The following is a 16910-nucleotide window of genomic DNA, read 5'->3' as shown; positions in this document are numbered from 1 at the left end:
GGAGGCTGGTCTTGGAGGAAACACCGAGGGATAGAGTGTTCCGTGAGGAACTGGCCGATCCTGAACGTTTGAAAATACATGTTGGCCGGCTCGTCGAGCTACTCAACGCGCGCCTTAATAGCGACAAACGCTACCTTGTCTATGTGCTCGCCCAGCAGAGCCGTTTGGGTCACTTGATAGCGGAGCCGTGGTGCTTGAACACGATGTTCCGAGAGCGCTACGACGAGATTGTGATTGTCACCGGCCCTGGCGAGCAGGCGGCCAATACGGCGGTTTTTGAGTATCTGAAATCAGAGTTTACGGTTGTCGAGACCGACGACATCGTTCTGACGACAATGGGGTTCATTGACGCCGGAGCTTTTGGGCTCGGTAACTACGATCTTTATCTGAGGTCTCCGCAGACGCTCTATAAGGAATTCACCAAGCAATTGGCGAATGGTCTGCCGCATCGGTTTTTCTCCGCGCCGGAACACGTGCGTGAAGCAGCGAAGAGATTTCTCACGAGCTCAATAGAAGATCCGTCACGACCCTACGTGGTGCTGCATGTTCGCGATGCTGGTTACGCACCGGAAATGGACTATCACTCGTTCAGATTTACGCCTATCGAAGCCTATCGCGAGGGAGTGAGGTTTCTGCTCGACAACGGATACGCTGTCGTCCGGATCGGAGATGTCGCGAGTCCCGCACTCGACCTTACCGATCCGAATTATATAGAAGCCATGCGGCACGAAGCACATGATCGAGTGCTTGATTTCGGGTTGATTGGTGGTGCTGCGTTTGGCATTTGCACTCAATCGGGACCCTTCTCGATGTTCCAGGCGTTGGGCAAGCCGTTCCTGCTCACCAATGCTTATCCAGTCTCGTCCTGGGGGTTCCTGCCTCACGAGTTGTCAATTTTCACCCATTATGTGCGGGATGATGGTGGGCGGCTCTCGTATCGAGAAATGGGGTACGCCAACCTTAAGGGGATTGCCACTACCGGGGCACTCGAAGCCGAAGGCCTTCGGGTTGAAAGCAACAGCGGAGAGGAAGTCCTCGCAGGGGTTAAAGAAATGATCAGGTTCATTGAGGAACAGATAGAGCCGGATTTGGAACTGCAGAATAGGTTTCTGCAAATCACAGCCGAGTTCGACGAAAACGTCCGCGGTACTGCAACGCAGGGCTCCACTCCGTTGCGATGGCACCAGCGTTTGTGTTCTGCTTATCTGGAACTCAATCCAAGATTTCTGATGTGATGACGAGGAAACCCGTGACGTTTTAGGTGATGGCGCTTAATGCAAACCAATCGGCGCTGGCACATAGTGGAACGTCCGGAAACGGGCAGTCTCAACAAAACCAAGCTTACGATATAGCGCAAGTGCTCCGGTATTGCTGTCCTGGGTCGCAATAAGGGCGCAATCAGCTAAACCGGCATAATGGGAAAACGCTGCCTTTATGAGTGCAGCGCCAATACCCCGTCCCTGATGGGCCTGCGAAACAGCGATCAGGTCGACGGTCATTATGCGGTTTTGAAGGAGGCACCCGTTGAAGCCCGCAATTCCCCCGCTTTCTTCCCAGATGAAGGTCCTGTCCGTTCGTCCATTGACTTCGTTTTGAGCCCATGCGGCCTTGACCCGGCTTGCGACCTTCTCCGAGACCATCGGGTCGGCGTGATACCTGTCAGAGCGGAAAACGGCTTCAGCGATAACAGAGCAAAAGTCTCCGTCTTTGGGATTTGAAGGCCTGATATTGGGGGCAGAGGGCTGGCGATCGTCTTCGACGAAATCTCGTTTGAGCTGTACGAGTGTCTCGATTTCCCGGAAACCGCTTTCCTCCGCCGGCTTGGACCAAGCCACTGGCAGTCTAGCGGATACCAGAATCGCATCGTCCGGCACTAAAGCTCGTATGTCAGAGAGTTCGGACTCGCTGGTGATTTCCAGGCGATAGACAGGCCCCCCGAGTATGGAGGTGTCGAAAGCTTGTTTCACCTGACTTGCCATCGTGACTGTTCCTGTAGCAAACGCCCGAAATCATTGCTGCAAAAAGATTGCACGGCCCAACCGCGTAACGGTAGCGATTGTTTGATCGGATTATGAAAATATAATTGTGATCAATATTGCGGGCATTACCTTTTTAATTTCCGTGGATCATACCAAGTAGGGCGTATAGCTTGCCGGGCATCGTGTGGGCGCATGTAGATTTTTCCTGGCTGCCCGTATGTAAAGCTTGGAGTAGGCGTATCCAGTTGACGGCAAAAGCGAAACTGTTCCTGAAACTTGCTGTCAGTTGTCTCCTGATTGGCTCCCTTATCTATCAGGTCGATCTTTCACGCCTGATTTCCGCAGCGCGGTCGCCGTCTCTTCCGTTGCTGGCCTGCGTTGTCGGAGTCGTCATCCTTCAGTTCTTTGTCGGTGCCTGTCGCTGGTTTCTGCTCATCCGGGGCACCGGGGTGCCTCTGTCTCCTTGGCAGACATTCCGAATTCTGTTGGCGGGAATGTTCTTCAATCAGGCACTTCCTGGCTCTCTCAGTGCCGATACTGTGCGCATCTGGCTTGTCAGCCGGCACGGCCTGCCTATGTCTCGCGCAGCAAGCACGGTACTTCTTGACCGAACTGCCGGGCTTGTCTCTATTCTGACGCTTCTGGTTGTGACCAGCGTGACAGTCGCGAAGGTCGCACCTGATGCTAAGATCAGTACCGTAGCGATCCTTGTTGTCGGCGGAGCGATTACGCTACTTGCCCTTGGGCTTTCCTGCGCAGATTGCCTCGCCGCCATGATCGAAGATCATCGGTTCGGGCGGCCTTTGGCCGCCATGCTCAGGGATTCCCGTTTGCTCTGGCGAGCAGGATATCGATCCGCCATCATTATCGGCCTCAGCTACCTACTACACGTCATCAGTGCGTTCGGGCTTTGGGTCGTGTTCCAGTCGATTTCGGTCGGAGTCGATTTTCTGATGGTGCTTGGCGCTTTACCTCTGGTGATTCTCGGCACTTTGCTGCCGATCTCTGTCGGTGGCTGGGGCGTGCGGGAAGGTCTCATGGTTGGTATCTTCGCGATGACCGGTATGCCACTGGAACATGCGCTCGCAGCCTCTATCCTCTGGGGACTGTCAGTCATGGTGGCGGCGGGCCTGGGTGGTTTGCTTTGGGTGTTGAGCCGCCCAATTTCGGAACGCTCCGAGAAATTGAGCGAAGTCGCGGGCGGCCCGGTCAGCGAACGCTCATAAACAATTCAGCGTCCGTAAAAATTCCGAACCACACCGATAAGGTAATCCAGCTCAGCCGTTGAAAGATGCTGGTCCGCCGGGAAGCTGATGATCGTTTCCGCATGCCGATCAGTCACTGGAAATGCTCCGTCCGGATAGCCGAGATGACGCAGGGCATCTTGTTTGTAGAGCGGGATCGGGTAATGCACCTTCGCGTCGACCCGGTGTGCGTGACAATGGGCCAGTAATTCATCCCGCCGTTCGACATAAACCACATAGTTCAGATAGACTGAGCGTTCTTCCGGGCCTTTTGTGGCGCGCCGGATCGGAAGCGTGATCTCAGGAATATCTGCGAAGGCCGCATCGTAGCGCTCGGCTGCCTTTATCCTGCCGCTGACGATATCCTCAACCCGAGCGACAATCCATTTGCCAACCACCGCCTGCACGGAATCGAGGCGTGTATTGTAGCCAAGGATTTCCATCTCATCGCGATTGCGCAGACCGTGATTTCGTAAGAGCCGGCACATCCGGTCCATCTCGGGGTCGTCGGTGACGATGACACCGGCGTCACCCCAGACATTGATGATCTTTAGAGGATGCATGGAGAACCCGCCAGCGATGCCCCAGGTCCCAGCCGGACGTCCGGCTTCGGTAGCAAGCAGGCTCTGGCAGGCATCCTCAACGACCGGCAGGCCGTACTTTTCGGCAATCTCCGTGATTCTGGTCATGTTTGCCATGTCACCTGCCAGATGAACGGGCATGATCGCTTTGGTGCGCGGCGTGATCGCAGCCTCGATCTGGTCAGGGTCGATCCCGAACGTGTCGTCGCAATCGATAAAAACGATCCGTGCACCGGTCTCGGCGATGGCACCTGCGGTGGCGTAGAAAGTATTGGCGGCGGTGATGACCTCGTCGCCGGACCCGATGCCGAGCGCCTTCAACGGGATCTTGAGGGCGTCCGTGCCGGAGCCGACACCAATGGCGTATTTCGACCCAGCGGCCGCCGCGAACATCTCCTCGAACTCACCGACGACTTTGCCGAGGGTGAAATCGGTGGAGCGGACCAGCGTGCGCAACTCGTCGAAGATCTCGTCGACGTCGGCGAACTGCTGTTCCAGGGGAGAGTAACGGACCTGCATGAGTTGGTTAGCGGCCCCGCCCGCCTCAGAGGTCATCAGAATGGCCCCTTGAAGAAAGGATCAGGCACGTCAAGCGGGAGGTCTTTGCGGTCGGCCAGGATGCCTTCCTCGATGGCAGAGATCCTGGCATCGTCCAGCCCCATCATTTCGGCCGCAGTGCGGGCGATCCTGGCGGCATCTGGGTAGAATCCCTTGACCAGCCCCCGCGAGCTCGGTGTGGGGTGATCCGGCAGGCCGAGGCGAACGGGTGCTGCTTCCAGCAGGTCGAAACAGCGGCTTGTCACCTCGGAAGCGATCTCGGCGCCGATACCGAACATCCGGAACCCGGTATCGACGGTTAGCAGTCGCCCGGTACGGGCTACGCTTTCGACAATAGGATCGAGATTGAGCGGGCGGATGACGCGCAGGTCTAGCACTTCGACCGGGTATCCGGCTTCTGCCAGCTTATCGGCGGCGCGGACGGCTTCCAGCGTCATGTAGGAGGTGGCAACGATGGTCAGCCCGTCGCCCTCGCGCACGGTGCGAGGGCCGTCGAGCGGGCGGTGGATATAGCCTTCCGCGACAGGGCTTGTTGTATAATGAGACCAGCGATGCTCGATCACGATCACTGGATTGTCGTCCACGACGGCGGCGGCGATCATGCCTTTCGCGTCCTCGGCAAAGGCCGGCATGATGACTTTCAGGCCGGGTACATGGGCGAAGATCGCTTCCATGCTTTGTGAATGTTCCGGTCCCTGACCCCAGCCGCGCCCGACAATCATGCGCAGTACAAGAGGCACGCTGTGGCGCCCGTTGCTGACATAGCGGGTCTTGGCTGCATTGTTCAGGATCTGCTCCAGCGCGAGCAGGGCGAATTCGACGCGCTGCAGGCTTACCACCGGGCGCTTGCCCGCCATGGCGGCCCCGATGGCGACGCCAATCAGCCCGTTCTCGGCGATCGGCATTTCGATCATCCGGTCGTGGCCTATATGTTTGCCGATATCCTTAAGTGTGCCGAAAAGAGCGGCCGGATCCTCGACCCCTTCGCCGAAGAAGATGACCGACGGATCATGGCGTGCCGCTTCAAGCAGGCCATCACGGATGGCGGTGCCCATGTTTATCACCGGCGCGTCCGGCGCACTGGTTGTGTCAGGCATAGACATGGGCAAGGGCCTCGGTCGGTTCCGGCAGTGGGGAATTGATGGCGAAAGCAAACGCCTCGTTCACTTCGGTCTGAGTATCTTGTTCAAGTTTCTCGAAGACTCCGGCGCCAAGCGTCCCATTCTGTTCAAGTACCTTGCGATAGCGTTCAAGAGGATCTTGAAGGCGCCAGGTCTGAAACTCTTCTTCGGTTCGGTAGCCAATATGATTGTCGTAGTTCGGTCCGCAATGTTCCCGCCACCGGTAGGTGTCGAGTTGCAGGAATGTAGGGTTCCCGGAGCGCGCGGCCTCTACGGCCCAGAGTGCGGCCTCCCGGACAGCCTCTAGGTCATTGCCGTCGATATGGCGATGCTCGATATCGTGCGCGGCGGGGATGCTCGTCAGTGGGCGGTCTGGCTGTCTGTCGGCCAGGTTGGTATAGACCGAATAGAGGTTGTTCTCGCAGACATAGACGATCGGCAGGCCGCGCAGCTTGGCGAAATTGGCGGATTCGTGGAACACGCCTTCCTCAAGGCAGGCGTCCCCGAGGAAGGAGATCGTGACCTTCCCGTTGTTGTCGAACTTGTCAGACAGTGCTGTGCCGGTTGCTAGAGGGATCGAGCTTGCGACGATGGGGATGCTGGCCATCATGCCGACATCCGGGTCCATCAGATGCATGGAGCCGCCACGGCCACCGATGCAGCCATCCCGTTTGCCGTAGATCTCGGCCATCATGGCGTTCAGATTCCCGCCCTTGGCAAGATAGTGCGCGTGGGAGCGATGGCTGCTGAAGAGCCGGTCATCGGATCGTAGGGCATCGCAGACGCCGACGGCGGAGGCTTCCTGGCCGATGGAAAGATGCACCGGGCAGCGCATTTCCTGTTCGGCATAGCGTTCCGCGATGGTCTCCTCGACCAGACGGATCCGCAGCATCTGTTTCAGGCAGCGCAGCCTGTAATCGTTCCCGGTGTCGGTCATATTTCCAGCTCCGGCGTCAGATGAAGTTGATATGCATGGGCTGTTCGCCCTTCATTTCCGGCAACTCGAAATCGCCCTTCTGGTAGCCGTCGAGGAACTCGTTAACCTTGTGCTGGAGACACAGGCTGCCGCACATCTTCTGGGCGTTGAAATCCGGGCTGGCGAGGTAGTTCATCACTTCCCAGTAGCGGTCGCTGTAGAAGATGTCGCGGAACCGTTCCTCGGTGATGTTGCCGATGTGGAACTTCTTGTAGCGCTCGTTGAACAGCATGCCGCAGGGCGCGACCAGGCCGGAGCCGGACATCTGCAGCATGAAGGGCGCTCCGTAGCAACGCTGGTAGCTGCGTGTGCCTTCGGTCTCGATCTTCGACCATTTGACCTGCACTTTATAGGTCTCATCCGAAAGCGCTTCGGCTGCGTGCAGGGTCTCATAGAGGCTGGCATAGCCGCTGTAATCGACGCCGAGAGACCCGTCCTCGTCGTCGCTGCAATGCTTGATGACCAGATAGTCCGGCCTCAACTCCTTGCCGAGTTGGGCAAGAGGCATGATCTGATCATGATACTCCGGCATCAGCACCATCTGCATACCGATGGTTACATCGAGATTTTGCTCCCGCTTGATTTCGCCCATGGCTTTGATGTTTTCCGCGACCCGGTCGAACCAGTGCTCCTTCACGCCCATGATTTCGGCATAACGCTTGCGCTCGCCGGCCGAAATGTTGACGCGGAGATAGGTGAGGGACGGCAAGACCTCTTCCAGTTTGCGCCGGTTCAGCACGAAGCCGTTTGTGCCGACGGCCATCGAAAGGCCGAGTTCGTGGCCATATTTGCAGGCATCAACAAAGACAGGTGAGATCGTGCTCTCGCCGTCTGAAACCAGGCTGATGCCCTTGACGCCGATCTCGGCACAATCCTCAAGGAATTCGAAGATTGCCTTCTTGTCGATCACCTTGCGCTCATTTTCCTGCAACATCGCGTAGCAGAAGTGACAGGCGAAATTGCAGGCACGTGTCAGCGACATGTCGATGGTGATCGGGGCGATGCGTTCGCCACGCTCCCAGGCGTTGACGCGGTCCTGATGCCAGGCGATTTTGGTGCCATCAAGAATCAGTTCGACGTGATCAGTCATTCCGGTCATGGCTTCGTTCCTTGGACTGTTGGTCCCGGTTTTTCAGAGGCGCCGGATACGGTTCGCGTCCTTCACCACCTCGGTGAAGAGTTCAATGCGTTCGCCGGTCTGCTCGCGAAGCCAGCGTTCAAGTCTCATCAGCAGCACGGGCTTGTGCCACGCTGCAATCTCGTCGGTGAAAGCGAGGAACAGACGATCATATTGGTCGATCTCGACCAGTTCAAAGGCACTGTCCGAAAGTCCGTTGTCTGCCTTGAAAACAGTGATATGGGGCAGAACAAGATCACGCTTGCCCGTCTTGTCGAGTTTTCTCCAGGCCTCGCTGTAAGGCTGGTCGAAGAAATTTGTATCGGTATGGCGTCCGGATTTGGCCTCGATCTCGCGCCGGATGGCAGATACGAGGCGCAAAGGCGTTGCGAAGCAGGCTGCTGCATTGCGCGGGGTGAGAATTCCGGAAACCGGTGCCGGCATGTCAGGGTTTCTGAGCGCCTGCAGCGCATAGATCAAGCCGTGCTCGGCCATTTCGCGCACCGGGGCGCCGATGGCATGATCGCAGAGTAAATCCAGTACAGCAGCTTCAGGAGCATCGGCCGGCGCCTCAAAGCAAGCATCTGAGATGGTCTCGGTCTCGCCGTCTAGAACAACCGTCAGCTCCATGCCATCGGCGTTGACGGAGATTTTCGCACTGTCCGACGCGGATGCCCTGCCAAGATGAGTCAAACGCCGGAGCCGGTCTTCTATCGGCCCGGCGAAGGCCTGCGGAATGTCGGAGCGTACGCTCACATCCGTCTCACGCGGTAATGCTGCTGATCTGGACAAGACAATGATCCTCATATTCGTCGACTTCGACATCGCAGATCGGGGCGAGTGCGCTCTTTAGGTCGTCGGTTCGAGCTGCTGGTAAAGTCGTGCGATTGACCCGGATGGTGAAACTCTCAACGCCGAACGCACCGGCGGCCTCGACCATGTTCAGGACACTTGAGACCGTGTCCTCGTCCGGAACCCACATCTCCAGAAAATCCAGATCCACGCCGTGGCTGCGCAACTGGTTCAGCAGTCGGTTCTCGTAAGACTCGACAAGCTGTTCGTAATTAATTGCTTGCTCGCTCATCTGTCTTTCTCCGGCGTTACGCTGCCGCTGCAAGGAAGGCGTTGACCGCGCCCGCCACTCGGCGGATTTCGTCTTCGGTCAGGTTCTGGTGGATTGGCAAGGTGAGAATCCGCTCCGACTGCAATTCGGTTACCGGGAAATCCCCGGCCTTGTGCCCCAGATAGGCCGCCGCCGGTTGCAGATGGATTGGCACCGGATAATGAACCGCTGTGCCGATCCCGAGGCTGGAAAGATGCTCTTGCAACGCATCTCGATGATCAACCTGGATGACGAAGATATGGAAACTGTTGAATTCGATATCCCGGCACGGCGGGGAGAAGGCAAGCGCTGGGTCGAGTAAGTTTCTATAGAGCGCTGCATTGCTACGGCGCCGCTCGATCAGGTCGTCCATCTTTCCGAGCCGGTAATAAAGAATGGCGGCCTGGATGTGGTCCATACGCGAAACTGAGCCGAACCGAACGACTGTGTTGCGATCGATCAGCCCGTGATTGCGGTAGAGACGGGCAAACTCGGCGATATCGTCCCTGTCGGTGGTCAGGAAGCCGGCATCGCCGCAGGCATTCAGGTTTTTCAGCGGATGGGCAGAGAAGCAGCCTACGTCGCTAAGCGCGCCGCTCGGTTTGCCGTCATAGAGCGAGCCGATGGACTGTGCTGCATCTTCGACGACGGCGAGCCCGTGCCGCTCTGCGATTTCCCGGATTGGTCCCATGTCGGCGATCCGTCCGGTCAGATGCACGGGCATGATTGCCTTGGTTTTTGGCGTGATCTTTTTCTCGATTTCCACCGGGTCGATATTTTGGTCGGGAAGCACATCGGCAAAAACCGGTATTGCGCCGAGATGGGAGATCACTGCAGCAGAGGCAATGAATGAGTTGGGCGGCGTGATCACTTCATCGCCCGCACGAATTCCGAGCGCGGCGAGAGAGAGGATGAGCGCATCCGTTCCGGAATTCACGGCAACCGCGTGTTTCGTACCGCAGCGCTCCGCCAGAGCGACTTCCAGTTTATCGTTCCACGGTCCCCCGACATACATGCCGCTGGCGAGAACTTCTTCGATGATCGGCATCAAATCGTCGCGTTCCTGGGCGAACTGGGTGCCTATATCGACATAGGGTATCGGAGACTGTGTCACGCTCGTATTGGTCATATTTTCCTGTCCGTGCCAACTTCACCTGCTAGCTATCCTGCCCCATCGTGGCGCTGTTACTTCAAAAGCGCGGTTAAAGCCTTGACCACACTGATCTTGTCGACCGAGTCACGGTGTCCGACGATGCCAACCTTTATGGCACCGGCGATATTCCCGATCAGCCCGATACTAGCAATATCCGTTCCAACCTTGGCCAGAGGTGAGGTGATTGAGAAAAAAGCGTCGCCAGCACCCATCGTATCGACTACCCGGCGGGTGAAAGCGGGGATCTGGGTTATCGGACTCCCCGCGTCGTAGGCGACACATCCGTGACGGCCATGGGTCAGGATCATGCGGGGGCAATCAATCTGCTTCGGCAGTATCTTTTGGGCAATCTCCCCGAGATCGCTGAACCGGTCGCCGACCGCGAGCCGTGCTTCGGGCGAGTCGATGCAGAGATAATCCGCGCGGGGATACTTGGTGATCAGATTGTAGCCACGATTGGCACTGTTGGTCTGTGCGTTGACGGCAAGGAATGGGGCGGTCTCACAAATCAGATCCACGGTGGCGCCGGAGATCAACCCGTGGCCGAAATCTGCCGCCATGACGACATCGTACCCCGGGGCGAGCTCGGCGATCTTGGCGTGAAGATCGGCCAACGGTTCCGGAGGCAGAGGCGAGTCCTCGATGAATTGCACCTCGAAGAGTTTCCGCAGATAGCTATTGTCGACGAACCTGACCTTCCGGGTGGTCGGTGCATTTGGCCTGTAGACGGGAATGATATTCACATTCTCGCGCGACTGCTTATTGACGAAATTTTCCCGCGGATCGTCCTCGCCAAGGCACGTGATGATATCGACCTGTTTGCAGAAGCTTGCGACATGGTTCGCCGCCGCGATAACGCCGCCCGCGAAAATCTCGATGTCCTGATAACGGGTGGACATAATGTTTTCTTTGGACGGCTGACCCGAGGGCGAGACGTATTGGTATTCATCCAGGATCGTGTCACCGATCAAAAGGACCTTCATGTCTTTGATGCTGTCGACCAAATCCAGCAATTGTCGCAGACCGACCCGGTTACGGACCTGGTCCAGATAGTCCCGGACTTCCGGTTCAAAGACATCGACATGCCGGTTGATCAACTCGCTGGAGCTGAAGGTGATGTCGCTGGTGAAAACAATTTTGCCGCCATGGCTTTCGACGGCGTTGCGCTCGTCAACAATCTTGCCAGTGACATCCTGCTCAGCATCTACATAGTCGGAGCCTTTGATATAGGCGTCCGGCTTGATCGCGTGGATCACCTGCTCCGCCGATGCGTCGTGATTGATCCCGACCCAGCTGACATATTCGAGTGCGGCGAGCATTTCGGCACGGAGTTGATCGGCAAAAACGGGCCGTCCAGGCCCCTTGTGAACATGCTCGTCGGCGGTCACGGTCACGAACAGCACATCGCCTTCCCGGCGCGCCTGCTCGAGGTGCCGGACATGCCCCATATGCAGCAGATCGAAGGTGCCGTGAGCATGAGCGATCTTTTCACCTGAAGACCGAATTTTTTGCGCTATCTCAGAGAGTTCTGAGACGGGTTTGATCTTGTCTCTCGCTGATGCCTGCATCCGATTGATTCAACTGTTTAAAAACACGCAAAGCGTATCACAGTTTCATCGCGTGCCGGGAAAACAAAATCTAATTGAAGCGTTTACTCTCAGCCTTGAGGCGCACCGTGGCGTAGACCGGCTTTCGGCCTTTGATTCAGGTTGTTTCAACGGGGCGTTGAGCGGGAAATATTAGGGAGGGGGCATGGTCCGGTCGAAGCCGTAATCTCAGATCAGGTTATACGCGAACATCGACAGCCTGTTAGATTGCGACAATTAAATTAATCGTATTATGCGCAAAGTTGTTCCACAGTTTATTGCTGCTTAAGTACTTAGTACGCAGGCTAGATAAAATTTTCTTCACGGAAGGACCTATGGATTCAACAGCGCACTTGGCTGAAAAATTCCATCGTGAGGGATATTTGATTCTTGACGATTGCATCCCGTTACCATCGCTTGGGTCTGTCAAGACGCTCTTGTCGTCATCAAGCGCCGAGATCGGTAAGATTCTTCGTGAGAGAGGGGTTGGGGTCGGTAATGTTGAGAGTTTTTTAGCAAAGCCGCCTGCCGACATTGACGCAAGTGAGTTTAGTGAGCTCAAGGCGCTTGTCTCCGGCAACTTTCCCCGGAATATCAAGGCTCACCCGGCTCTTTGGGAGCTCCTTGGGGGCGAGCGTTTGACTTCCGTGCTGAAGCGTATTCTTGTCGCGGAGCGTCTCTACCTGCATATGTTTCCGTCTCCGAGGCATGTGGCGCCGAGTTCAACCCTGGCAGCGGTTCCGCGCCATGTTGATCGTCAGTATAACGGTCATATGTCGAATTTCGTGACTGTTTGGGTGCCGATCGAGGCTTTCTCGGAAAATATGGGCGGTGTCCGGGTGTTTCCCAAAAGTCATGACGTCGCTCGCAATCCCGAAATAGACGAAAGTGCGCGGTTGGAAAACGATTTGTGGTTCGCACCGATACGAAGTGACTTGGGTGACGGAGTTTTGGCGACAGTCACCAAAGGAAGTGCGCTTCTCTTGCACAGAGATCTTGTCCATGAATCGGCTTTAAATTTATCAGGATATGTACGGCTGAGCGCCGATCTTCGAGTGTTTGGTGACCGGGACTCAACGACTAAGCACTACCTGGATTTGCAGGAAAAGAAAATTTTTGAACCATTGACGGGTGAGCGTCATGTCTAATTTCGACGGCTTTGTTAAGCACAAGACTGATGAGGATGTAGAGCGGCTTTTGGGAGAGCACACCGAACGGTTCGATGTATCTCCTCTCGATGCCGTCAAACATTTTCCTGTGCTGGCCAGGCGGCAGTTGCTGAAGCGATTCTTCGCCCATATTGATCTGTTCAAGATGACTCTTGAGGTTCCGGGAGACATAGCGGAGCTTGGAGTTTTCCGGGGTTTTGACCTGATGACATGGGCAAATCTGTTGGAAGCCTACGCGATTGGGAACCGCACCAAGACTATCTATGGGTTCGACAACTGGGAGGGCTTTGTTTCTGTTGACGAGCAAGATGGTGGCGAAGATCCGACTATGCAGCGCAAGGTCGGAGGCTATTCACCTGCGCACTTCAAGGAAGAGCTTTTGGCTGCAATTGAGATTTTCGATGCAGACCGGTTTATTCCGCAAAAACCAAGAATAAAGCTCATCGAAGGAGACATCTCGGAAACGGTCCCAGCATTTTTGGACGAGTTTCCCGGCGTGCGGTTTTCTTTAATACACTTTGATTGCGATATGTACGCTCCGACAAAGGCTGCACTAAAGCCTATCTGGGACCGGCTGAGCCGCGGTGGCATTATTATGTTTGATGAATATGCAATTAAAGAATGGCCAGGAGAGACAAAAGCCGTAGATGAATTTCTGGATGACTTACCGGGAGCTCAACTCAAAACACTGACCTGGACCAATGCTCCGGCAGCGTACTTGGTTAAAACCTGAATGAATACGGTGACTCAAAAATTGATCGCCGGAGGAGTTGTCGAGAAATTTCGCGAAGACGGCTTTGTTCACGTTGAGAGGCTGCTTTCGCCCAAACTTACGCGAGATGTGCAGGCCGAGCTGGAGGTGCTGTTCGATGCGCCGGTAGAGGAGACCGTCCCTACGAACGAGCCCATGCTGGTTTGTTGGCGACATCGCCCGGACGGCAACCGCAGTATTTTTCCGTTGAGCGCTGCACCTTATTGCCAATCGGTATTTGATAGGACCCAGCTTCTGGGTCTTTGTTCTGAGTTATCGAAGTCGGACTACCTTCAACTGATGGAAGCAGTTGTTTTCAGCAAACCGGCCGGGATTGGGGAAGCTTTTGCTTGGCATAACGATGCTTCGTTCTATCCCGTTGATCCTGTAGATCATATCTCGGCGTGGATCGCGCTCGATACGTGTAACGAGGAAACCGGAGCATTGCAGTTTGCTGTCGGCTCCCAAGTCTACAAGGATGTTGGCTCGGTTAACGTGAAGACCGGAGAGCGCTTAACTGACAGCGGCGCCGGGACAGAGGCGTTGTCCGATCCATCGGCCCTCGGCCTGGAGATTCGTCGTGTCGACATGCAGCCTGGTGATGTCGTGTTCTTCAATGGGTACACAATGCACTGCAGTCCCCCGAACAGGTCGCTCATCAGTGATCGGCGGGGGATGTCCCTCCGGTTTCTGACGCAGCCAAGCCGTTATGCTCCGGAGAGCGGGAAGTCGGCGACCTTTGTGCGGCAGATTTGTGAAGCCCCGGGGGAACTCGTGACCAACCAATGTTTTCCTGTCGTCTATCAGAAAGAAAAACCTTAATGACCTCAGTTGCTTGTCACCATTGCGGTTCCAATAAGCTTGAAACAGTTGAGGGTTATTCCGATTGGTGCCGGGTCACGTCGGATTGCCGTGGTTGGGCGAAGGGCGGCGCGTTAGCGATTTGCAGCGCATGCGGTCTGGTTCAGAAGCCAATCACGGATGAGTGGTCGCGTGAAGCGGATAGGATCTATGAAGGCTATGTGCTCTATCATCAGTCCCGGTCAGGAGTGGAACAACTGATCGCGGGAGAGTCTGGTCTCAGCTCAAGATCTGTCCACCTAATTGATTGGATGCGCAGAGAATTGAAATTGGACGGCGGTGGTCGTCTGCTAGATTTCGGATGCGGCACGGGCTCCACACTGCGGGCCTTCGCGCAGGAGTTGTCGGACTGGCGGCTCAGCGGATATGACCCGAACATCAAAGACTTTGATGCTCTTTCTGGGATCGAGAAGGTCGAAAACATCTATGAGCGACTTGATGATATCGACAAGAGCTTCGATCTCGTTACGCTTATTCATGTGTTCGAACATATTCCGTCACCGGCGAAAGCCATTCGTGAGATTCGCAGGCTGCTCGATCCGACCAAAGGACGCTTGTTCATTCAGGTCCCGTATTTTCCTCACAACCCGTTTGATCTGATGATCGCGGATCATAGCAGCCATTTCACCCAGACGAGTATTGCCTCTGTAGTTGCAAGCGCGGGCTATGACATCGAAGCTTTGCGGGTGGATGTATTGAAGCGCGAGATAACAGTTGTGGCCCGCCCGGGGACAGGAACTTGGCAGGCACCATCTGTTGATGTCGGTGCGACTGTTCGCGGTCTCCATGCAGCGCTGGACTGGCTTGGAACGGTCAAGAAGTCGATGGAAACTTTCGGCGATGGCGGGTTCGGGCTATTTGGCACGTCCATCGCGGCGGCATGGGCCTCATCCAATCTTGAGCGCAAGGTCGATTTTTATCTCGACGAAGATCGCTCGCGGGTCGGCAGTACGTTCTTTGATAGACCTATCCTAGCTCCGGCAGACGCGCAAAGACCATCATCGGTCTATATCCCACTTGTTCCGGCTCTTGCTGCCCAGATTAGCGAGAGGCTTACGGGATTTGAGACTGTGGCTATTCCAGACGACTTCCCGGAAACATTTACGAAGATCGGCGCGGATGATGCCAAGGCATCGGTATAGGCTGGTTTAGTCGCGATTGGTCTTGGGGCTGGCTAGATAGAATAGGTGCAAGCGGCGTAATGCCTTTTCGCCAGTATGCACTTCAACTGGGGCCAGCTGCGTAACTTCTCCAAACTGCTCAAGAATTGGAAACGGATTGTCCCATTTCGCGACCAGCAGCACTGTATCCCCTGGCTGCGGCAAGTAGCGTTCCGTCAACTCGTAATGATGGTCCGGATGGCCGTCGTAATCCCACATCTTTGGCCGATGCTTCAGGTCACGCAGGGCGTAGAGCAGGGAGGCCATGGTCTTGCGGTCTTCGGTCAGCCACACGGCGTCCGGGTGGGCTGCAATAACGGGGCGTAGTTGGTCCGCCACCTGATCCCACGCGCGCAAGCGGCGTAGCGGGTCTTTTTTCAGCGGCACGTCGACGCCCGGCAGATCAAGGAAGAAGAAGCCCAGCACGGCGGCGGCGGTGAGATTGATGCCGATACCGGTGACAACCAGCTTCAGTCGATCACGCTGGAGCAGCCATGAGACGATCAGGATCGTTGCCGCGACATAGGCGGTGGCCGCCCAGTTGGCATTCGCGCGGCTGAGGAAGGACTGGCCGGTGATGATCAGCAGCACCGGCAGGGAGAAGCAGAGCAGCAGCTTTTCTGTTTGCGCCGCCGGATCCCGCCGCAGCACGGCGAGGCGCCAGAGCAGAGCGACGAAAAGCACCGGCCCGAAGACACCTGCCTGGCTGCCGACGAATTCCAGCATCTTGCCGAAATGGAACAGGTCGCCCTTCAGGTTCGTGTTGTCCTTGACGTGAGTGAAGGTCACCCAGCCGGACTCGAAGTTCCAGATCAGGTTCGGCGAGAACACAGCAAGCATGATGACGAGCGCGACCAGCGGTTTCCGGCTTGTCAGCCAGGACCGGTGTGCAGGCGTGATCAGTGTGAACAGCACCAGGCCGAGGACGAAATAGGCCATGGCGTATTTGGCGAGGAACCCGGCGCCGAGAGCGAGGCCCAGCAGCAGCGGCCACCCGAGGGCATCGCTTTTCAGGCTACGCACGAATGCCATAAGTGCGATGGCCCAGAGAAACAGCAGCGGCACGTCGGTCGAGATCAGGAGACTGGAGAGGGAGACGGCTGGCAGCGTCGCGAAACTCAGCCCAGACCAGAAACCGATCCTTTTGCTCCCTGTCAGGGTCTCGGCAATGCCGTAGATGGCGAGCGCCGTGCCCGCATGCAGCAAGGGTGACGGCGCGCGAATGCAGGCCGTGGCGTCACCGCAGAGGGATTGGGCTCCGGCGATGATGAAAGCGATCAGCGGCGGCTTTGTGTAGTAGCCCCATTCCAGATCGCGGCTCCAGGACCAGTATTGTGCTTCGTCGCCATGCAATCCAAGGCCACTGCCTGCGAGAACGCCAAGCCGCACGGCCGTTAAAGCGGCGACGGCGAGGAGAAGCCACAGGAAGTAGGGGCGGCTGTCATCTTTGATCACGGTTGGCATGCGTCGATGCTTTCCTTACGTGCCGGCAATGCGCACCGGAGATGCCCCGCCTTAGCTGAGGCGCGCCTCCGAAACAATCGGGAATCGG

At 56.4% G+C, this 16910-nt stretch carries 16 protein-coding genes; 6 read left to right on the top strand and 10 right to left on the bottom strand.

Annotated features, from left to right (window positions below):
• Positions 1-11 precede the first annotated feature (11 nt).
• Positions 12-1235 (top strand): TIGR04372 family glycosyltransferase, encoded by a 1224-nt coding sequence (locus ABJ076_RS00870; protein ID WP_348188357.1) that lies wholly within the window; start codon positions 12-14, stop codon positions 1233-1235.
• A gap of 36 nt (positions 1236-1271) precedes the next feature.
• Here ABJ076_RS00870 and ABJ076_RS00865 read toward each other — a convergent pair whose 3' ends face one another.
• Complete coding sequence (locus ABJ076_RS00865) at positions 1272-1979, bottom strand: GNAT family N-acetyltransferase (protein ID WP_348188355.1); 708 nt, start codon at positions 1977-1979, stop codon at positions 1272-1274.
• 245 nt (positions 1980-2224) lie between these two features.
• Here ABJ076_RS00865 and ABJ076_RS00860 point away from each other — a divergent pair, with 245 nt between their 5' ends.
• Positions 2225-3205: a lysylphosphatidylglycerol synthase transmembrane domain-containing protein gene (locus tag ABJ076_RS00860; RefSeq protein ID WP_348188353.1), complete on the top strand. Its 981-nt coding sequence runs from the start codon at positions 2225-2227 to the stop codon at positions 3203-3205.
• 5 nt (positions 3206-3210) lie between these two features.
• On the opposite strand, the gene ABJ076_RS00855 is transcribed toward ABJ076_RS00860, so the two are convergent.
• The 8 genes from ABJ076_RS00855 to ABJ076_RS00820 are packed head-to-tail and all read right to left on the bottom strand — an operon-like array spanning position 3211 to position 11399.
• On the bottom strand, positions 3211-4359 hold the full coding sequence (locus tag ABJ076_RS00855; protein ID WP_348188351.1) for a DegT/DnrJ/EryC1/StrS family aminotransferase: 1149 nt from the start codon (positions 4357-4359) through the stop codon (positions 3211-3213).
• Positions 4359-5465 (bottom strand): transketolase C-terminal domain-containing protein, encoded by a 1107-nt coding sequence (locus ABJ076_RS00850; protein WP_348188349.1) that lies wholly within the window; start codon positions 5463-5465, stop codon positions 4359-4361. Before ABJ076_RS00850 ends, ABJ076_RS00855 begins: the two co-directional genes overlap by 1 nt.
• Positions 5452-6420, bottom strand: a complete 969-nt coding sequence (locus tag ABJ076_RS00845) for a thiamine pyrophosphate-dependent dehydrogenase E1 component subunit alpha (RefSeq protein ID WP_348188347.1) — start codon at positions 6418-6420, stop codon at positions 5452-5454. The genes ABJ076_RS00850 and ABJ076_RS00845 overlap by 14 nt, the downstream gene beginning before the upstream one ends.
• Before the next feature lie 16 nt (positions 6421-6436).
• Entirely contained in the window at positions 6437-7558 is a 1122-nt protein-coding gene (locus tag ABJ076_RS00840; protein WP_348188345.1) for a radical SAM protein, read from the bottom strand.
• A gap of 33 nt (positions 7559-7591) precedes the next feature.
• Entirely contained in the window at positions 7592-8332 is a 741-nt protein-coding gene (locus ABJ076_RS00835) for a hypothetical protein (protein ID WP_348188343.1), read from the bottom strand.
• A 7-nt stretch (positions 8333-8339) separates the two neighbouring features.
• Positions 8340-8660, bottom strand: coding sequence for a hypothetical protein (locus ABJ076_RS00830; protein ID WP_348188341.1), 321 nt, complete (start codon positions 8658-8660; stop codon positions 8340-8342).
• Between the two features lie 16 nt (positions 8661-8676).
• Positions 8677-9807: a DegT/DnrJ/EryC1/StrS family aminotransferase gene (locus tag ABJ076_RS00825; RefSeq protein ID WP_348188339.1), complete on the bottom strand. Its 1131-nt coding sequence runs from the start codon at positions 9805-9807 to the stop codon at positions 8677-8679.
• Between the two features lie 56 nt (positions 9808-9863).
• Complete coding sequence (locus ABJ076_RS00820) at positions 9864-11399, bottom strand: PfkB family carbohydrate kinase (protein ID WP_348188337.1); 1536 nt, start codon at positions 11397-11399, stop codon at positions 9864-9866.
• Positions 11400-11752: 353 nt separating this feature from the next.
• Here ABJ076_RS00820 and ABJ076_RS00815 point away from each other — a divergent pair, with 353 nt between their 5' ends.
• The 4 genes from ABJ076_RS00815 to ABJ076_RS00800 are packed head-to-tail and all read left to right on the top strand — an operon-like array spanning position 11753 to position 15340.
• Positions 11753-12565, top strand: a complete 813-nt coding sequence (locus ABJ076_RS00815; RefSeq protein WP_348188335.1) for a phytanoyl-CoA dioxygenase family protein — start codon at positions 11753-11755, stop codon at positions 12563-12565.
• Positions 12558-13319: a TylF/MycF/NovP-related O-methyltransferase gene (locus ABJ076_RS00810; RefSeq protein ID WP_348188333.1), complete on the top strand. Its 762-nt coding sequence runs from the start codon at positions 12558-12560 to the stop codon at positions 13317-13319. The genes ABJ076_RS00815 and ABJ076_RS00810 overlap by 8 nt, the downstream gene beginning before the upstream one ends.
• Positions 13320-14159 carry a phytanoyl-CoA dioxygenase family protein gene (locus tag ABJ076_RS00805; protein WP_348188331.1) on the top strand — a complete coding sequence of 280 codons (840 nt, stop codon included), beginning with the start codon at positions 13320-13322 and terminating at the stop codon, positions 14157-14159. It begins immediately after the preceding gene.
• The gene (locus ABJ076_RS00800; RefSeq protein WP_348198640.1) at positions 14123-15340 is read left to right on the top strand and encodes a class I SAM-dependent methyltransferase; all 1218 of its coding nucleotides are present in this window, start codon (positions 14123-14125) and stop codon (positions 15338-15340) included. The genes ABJ076_RS00805 and ABJ076_RS00800 overlap by 37 nt, the downstream gene beginning before the upstream one ends.
• Positions 15341-15346: 6 nt before the next feature.
• Here the strand turns inward: ABJ076_RS00800 and ABJ076_RS00795 are convergent, their stop codons facing one another.
• Positions 15347-16822, bottom strand: coding sequence for a glycosyltransferase family 39 protein (locus ABJ076_RS00795; RefSeq protein WP_348188328.1), 1476 nt, complete (start codon positions 16820-16822; stop codon positions 15347-15349).
• Positions 16823-16910: the final 88 nt, after the last annotated feature.

The sequence above is a fragment of the Nisaea sp. genome (genome assembly GCF_039990255.1).
Taxonomy (GTDB): domain Bacteria; phylum Pseudomonadota; class Alphaproteobacteria; order Thalassobaculales; family Thalassobaculaceae; genus Nisaea.
Note: the sequence above shows the minus strand (reverse complement) of the source record. Positions and strands in the feature narration are given on the sequence as shown.

What these genes read in the sequence shown, in the direction of transcription:
- ABJ076_RS00795 (WP_348188328.1), bottom strand. Translation starts at nt 16,822, where the DNA reads ATGCCAACCGTGATCAAAGATGACAGCCGCCCCTACTTCCTGTGGCTT.
- ABJ076_RS00845 (WP_348188347.1), bottom strand. Translation starts at nt 6,420, where the DNA reads ATGACCGACACCGGGAACGATTACAGGCTGCGCTGCCTGAAACAGATG.
- ABJ076_RS00800 (WP_348198640.1), top strand. Translation starts at nt 14,123, where the DNA reads ATGTTTTCCTGTCGTCTATCAGAAAGAAAAACCTTAATGACCTCAGTT.
- ABJ076_RS00810 (WP_348188333.1), top strand. Translation starts at nt 12,558, where the DNA reads ATGTCTAATTTCGACGGCTTTGTTAAGCACAAGACTGATGAGGATGTA.
- ABJ076_RS00855 (WP_348188351.1), bottom strand. Translation starts at nt 4,359, where the DNA reads ATGACCTCTGAGGCGGGCGGGGCCGCTAACCAACTCATGCAGGTCCGT.
- ABJ076_RS00850 (WP_348188349.1), bottom strand. Translation starts at nt 5,465, where the DNA reads ATGTCTATGCCTGACACAACCAGTGCGCCGGACGCGCCGGTGATAAAC.
- ABJ076_RS00815 (WP_348188335.1), top strand. Translation starts at nt 11,753, where the DNA reads ATGGATTCAACAGCGCACTTGGCTGAAAAATTCCATCGTGAGGGATAT.
- ABJ076_RS00820 (WP_348188337.1), bottom strand. Translation starts at nt 11,399, where the DNA reads ATGCAGGCATCAGCGAGAGACAAGATCAAACCCGTCTCAGAACTCTCT.
- ABJ076_RS00840 (WP_348188345.1), bottom strand. Translation starts at nt 7,558, where the DNA reads ATGACCGGAATGACTGATCACGTCGAACTGATTCTTGATGGCACCAAA.
- ABJ076_RS00865 (WP_348188355.1), bottom strand. Translation starts at nt 1,979, where the DNA reads ATGGCAAGTCAGGTGAAACAAGCTTTCGACACCTCCATACTCGGGGGG.
- ABJ076_RS00825 (WP_348188339.1), bottom strand. Translation starts at nt 9,807, where the DNA reads ATGACCAATACGAGCGTGACACAGTCTCCGATACCCTATGTCGATATA.
- ABJ076_RS00805 (WP_348188331.1), top strand. Translation starts at nt 13,320, where the DNA reads ATGAATACGGTGACTCAAAAATTGATCGCCGGAGGAGTTGTCGAGAAA.
- ABJ076_RS00830 (WP_348188341.1), bottom strand. Translation starts at nt 8,660, where the DNA reads ATGAGCGAGCAAGCAATTAATTACGAACAGCTTGTCGAGTCTTACGAG.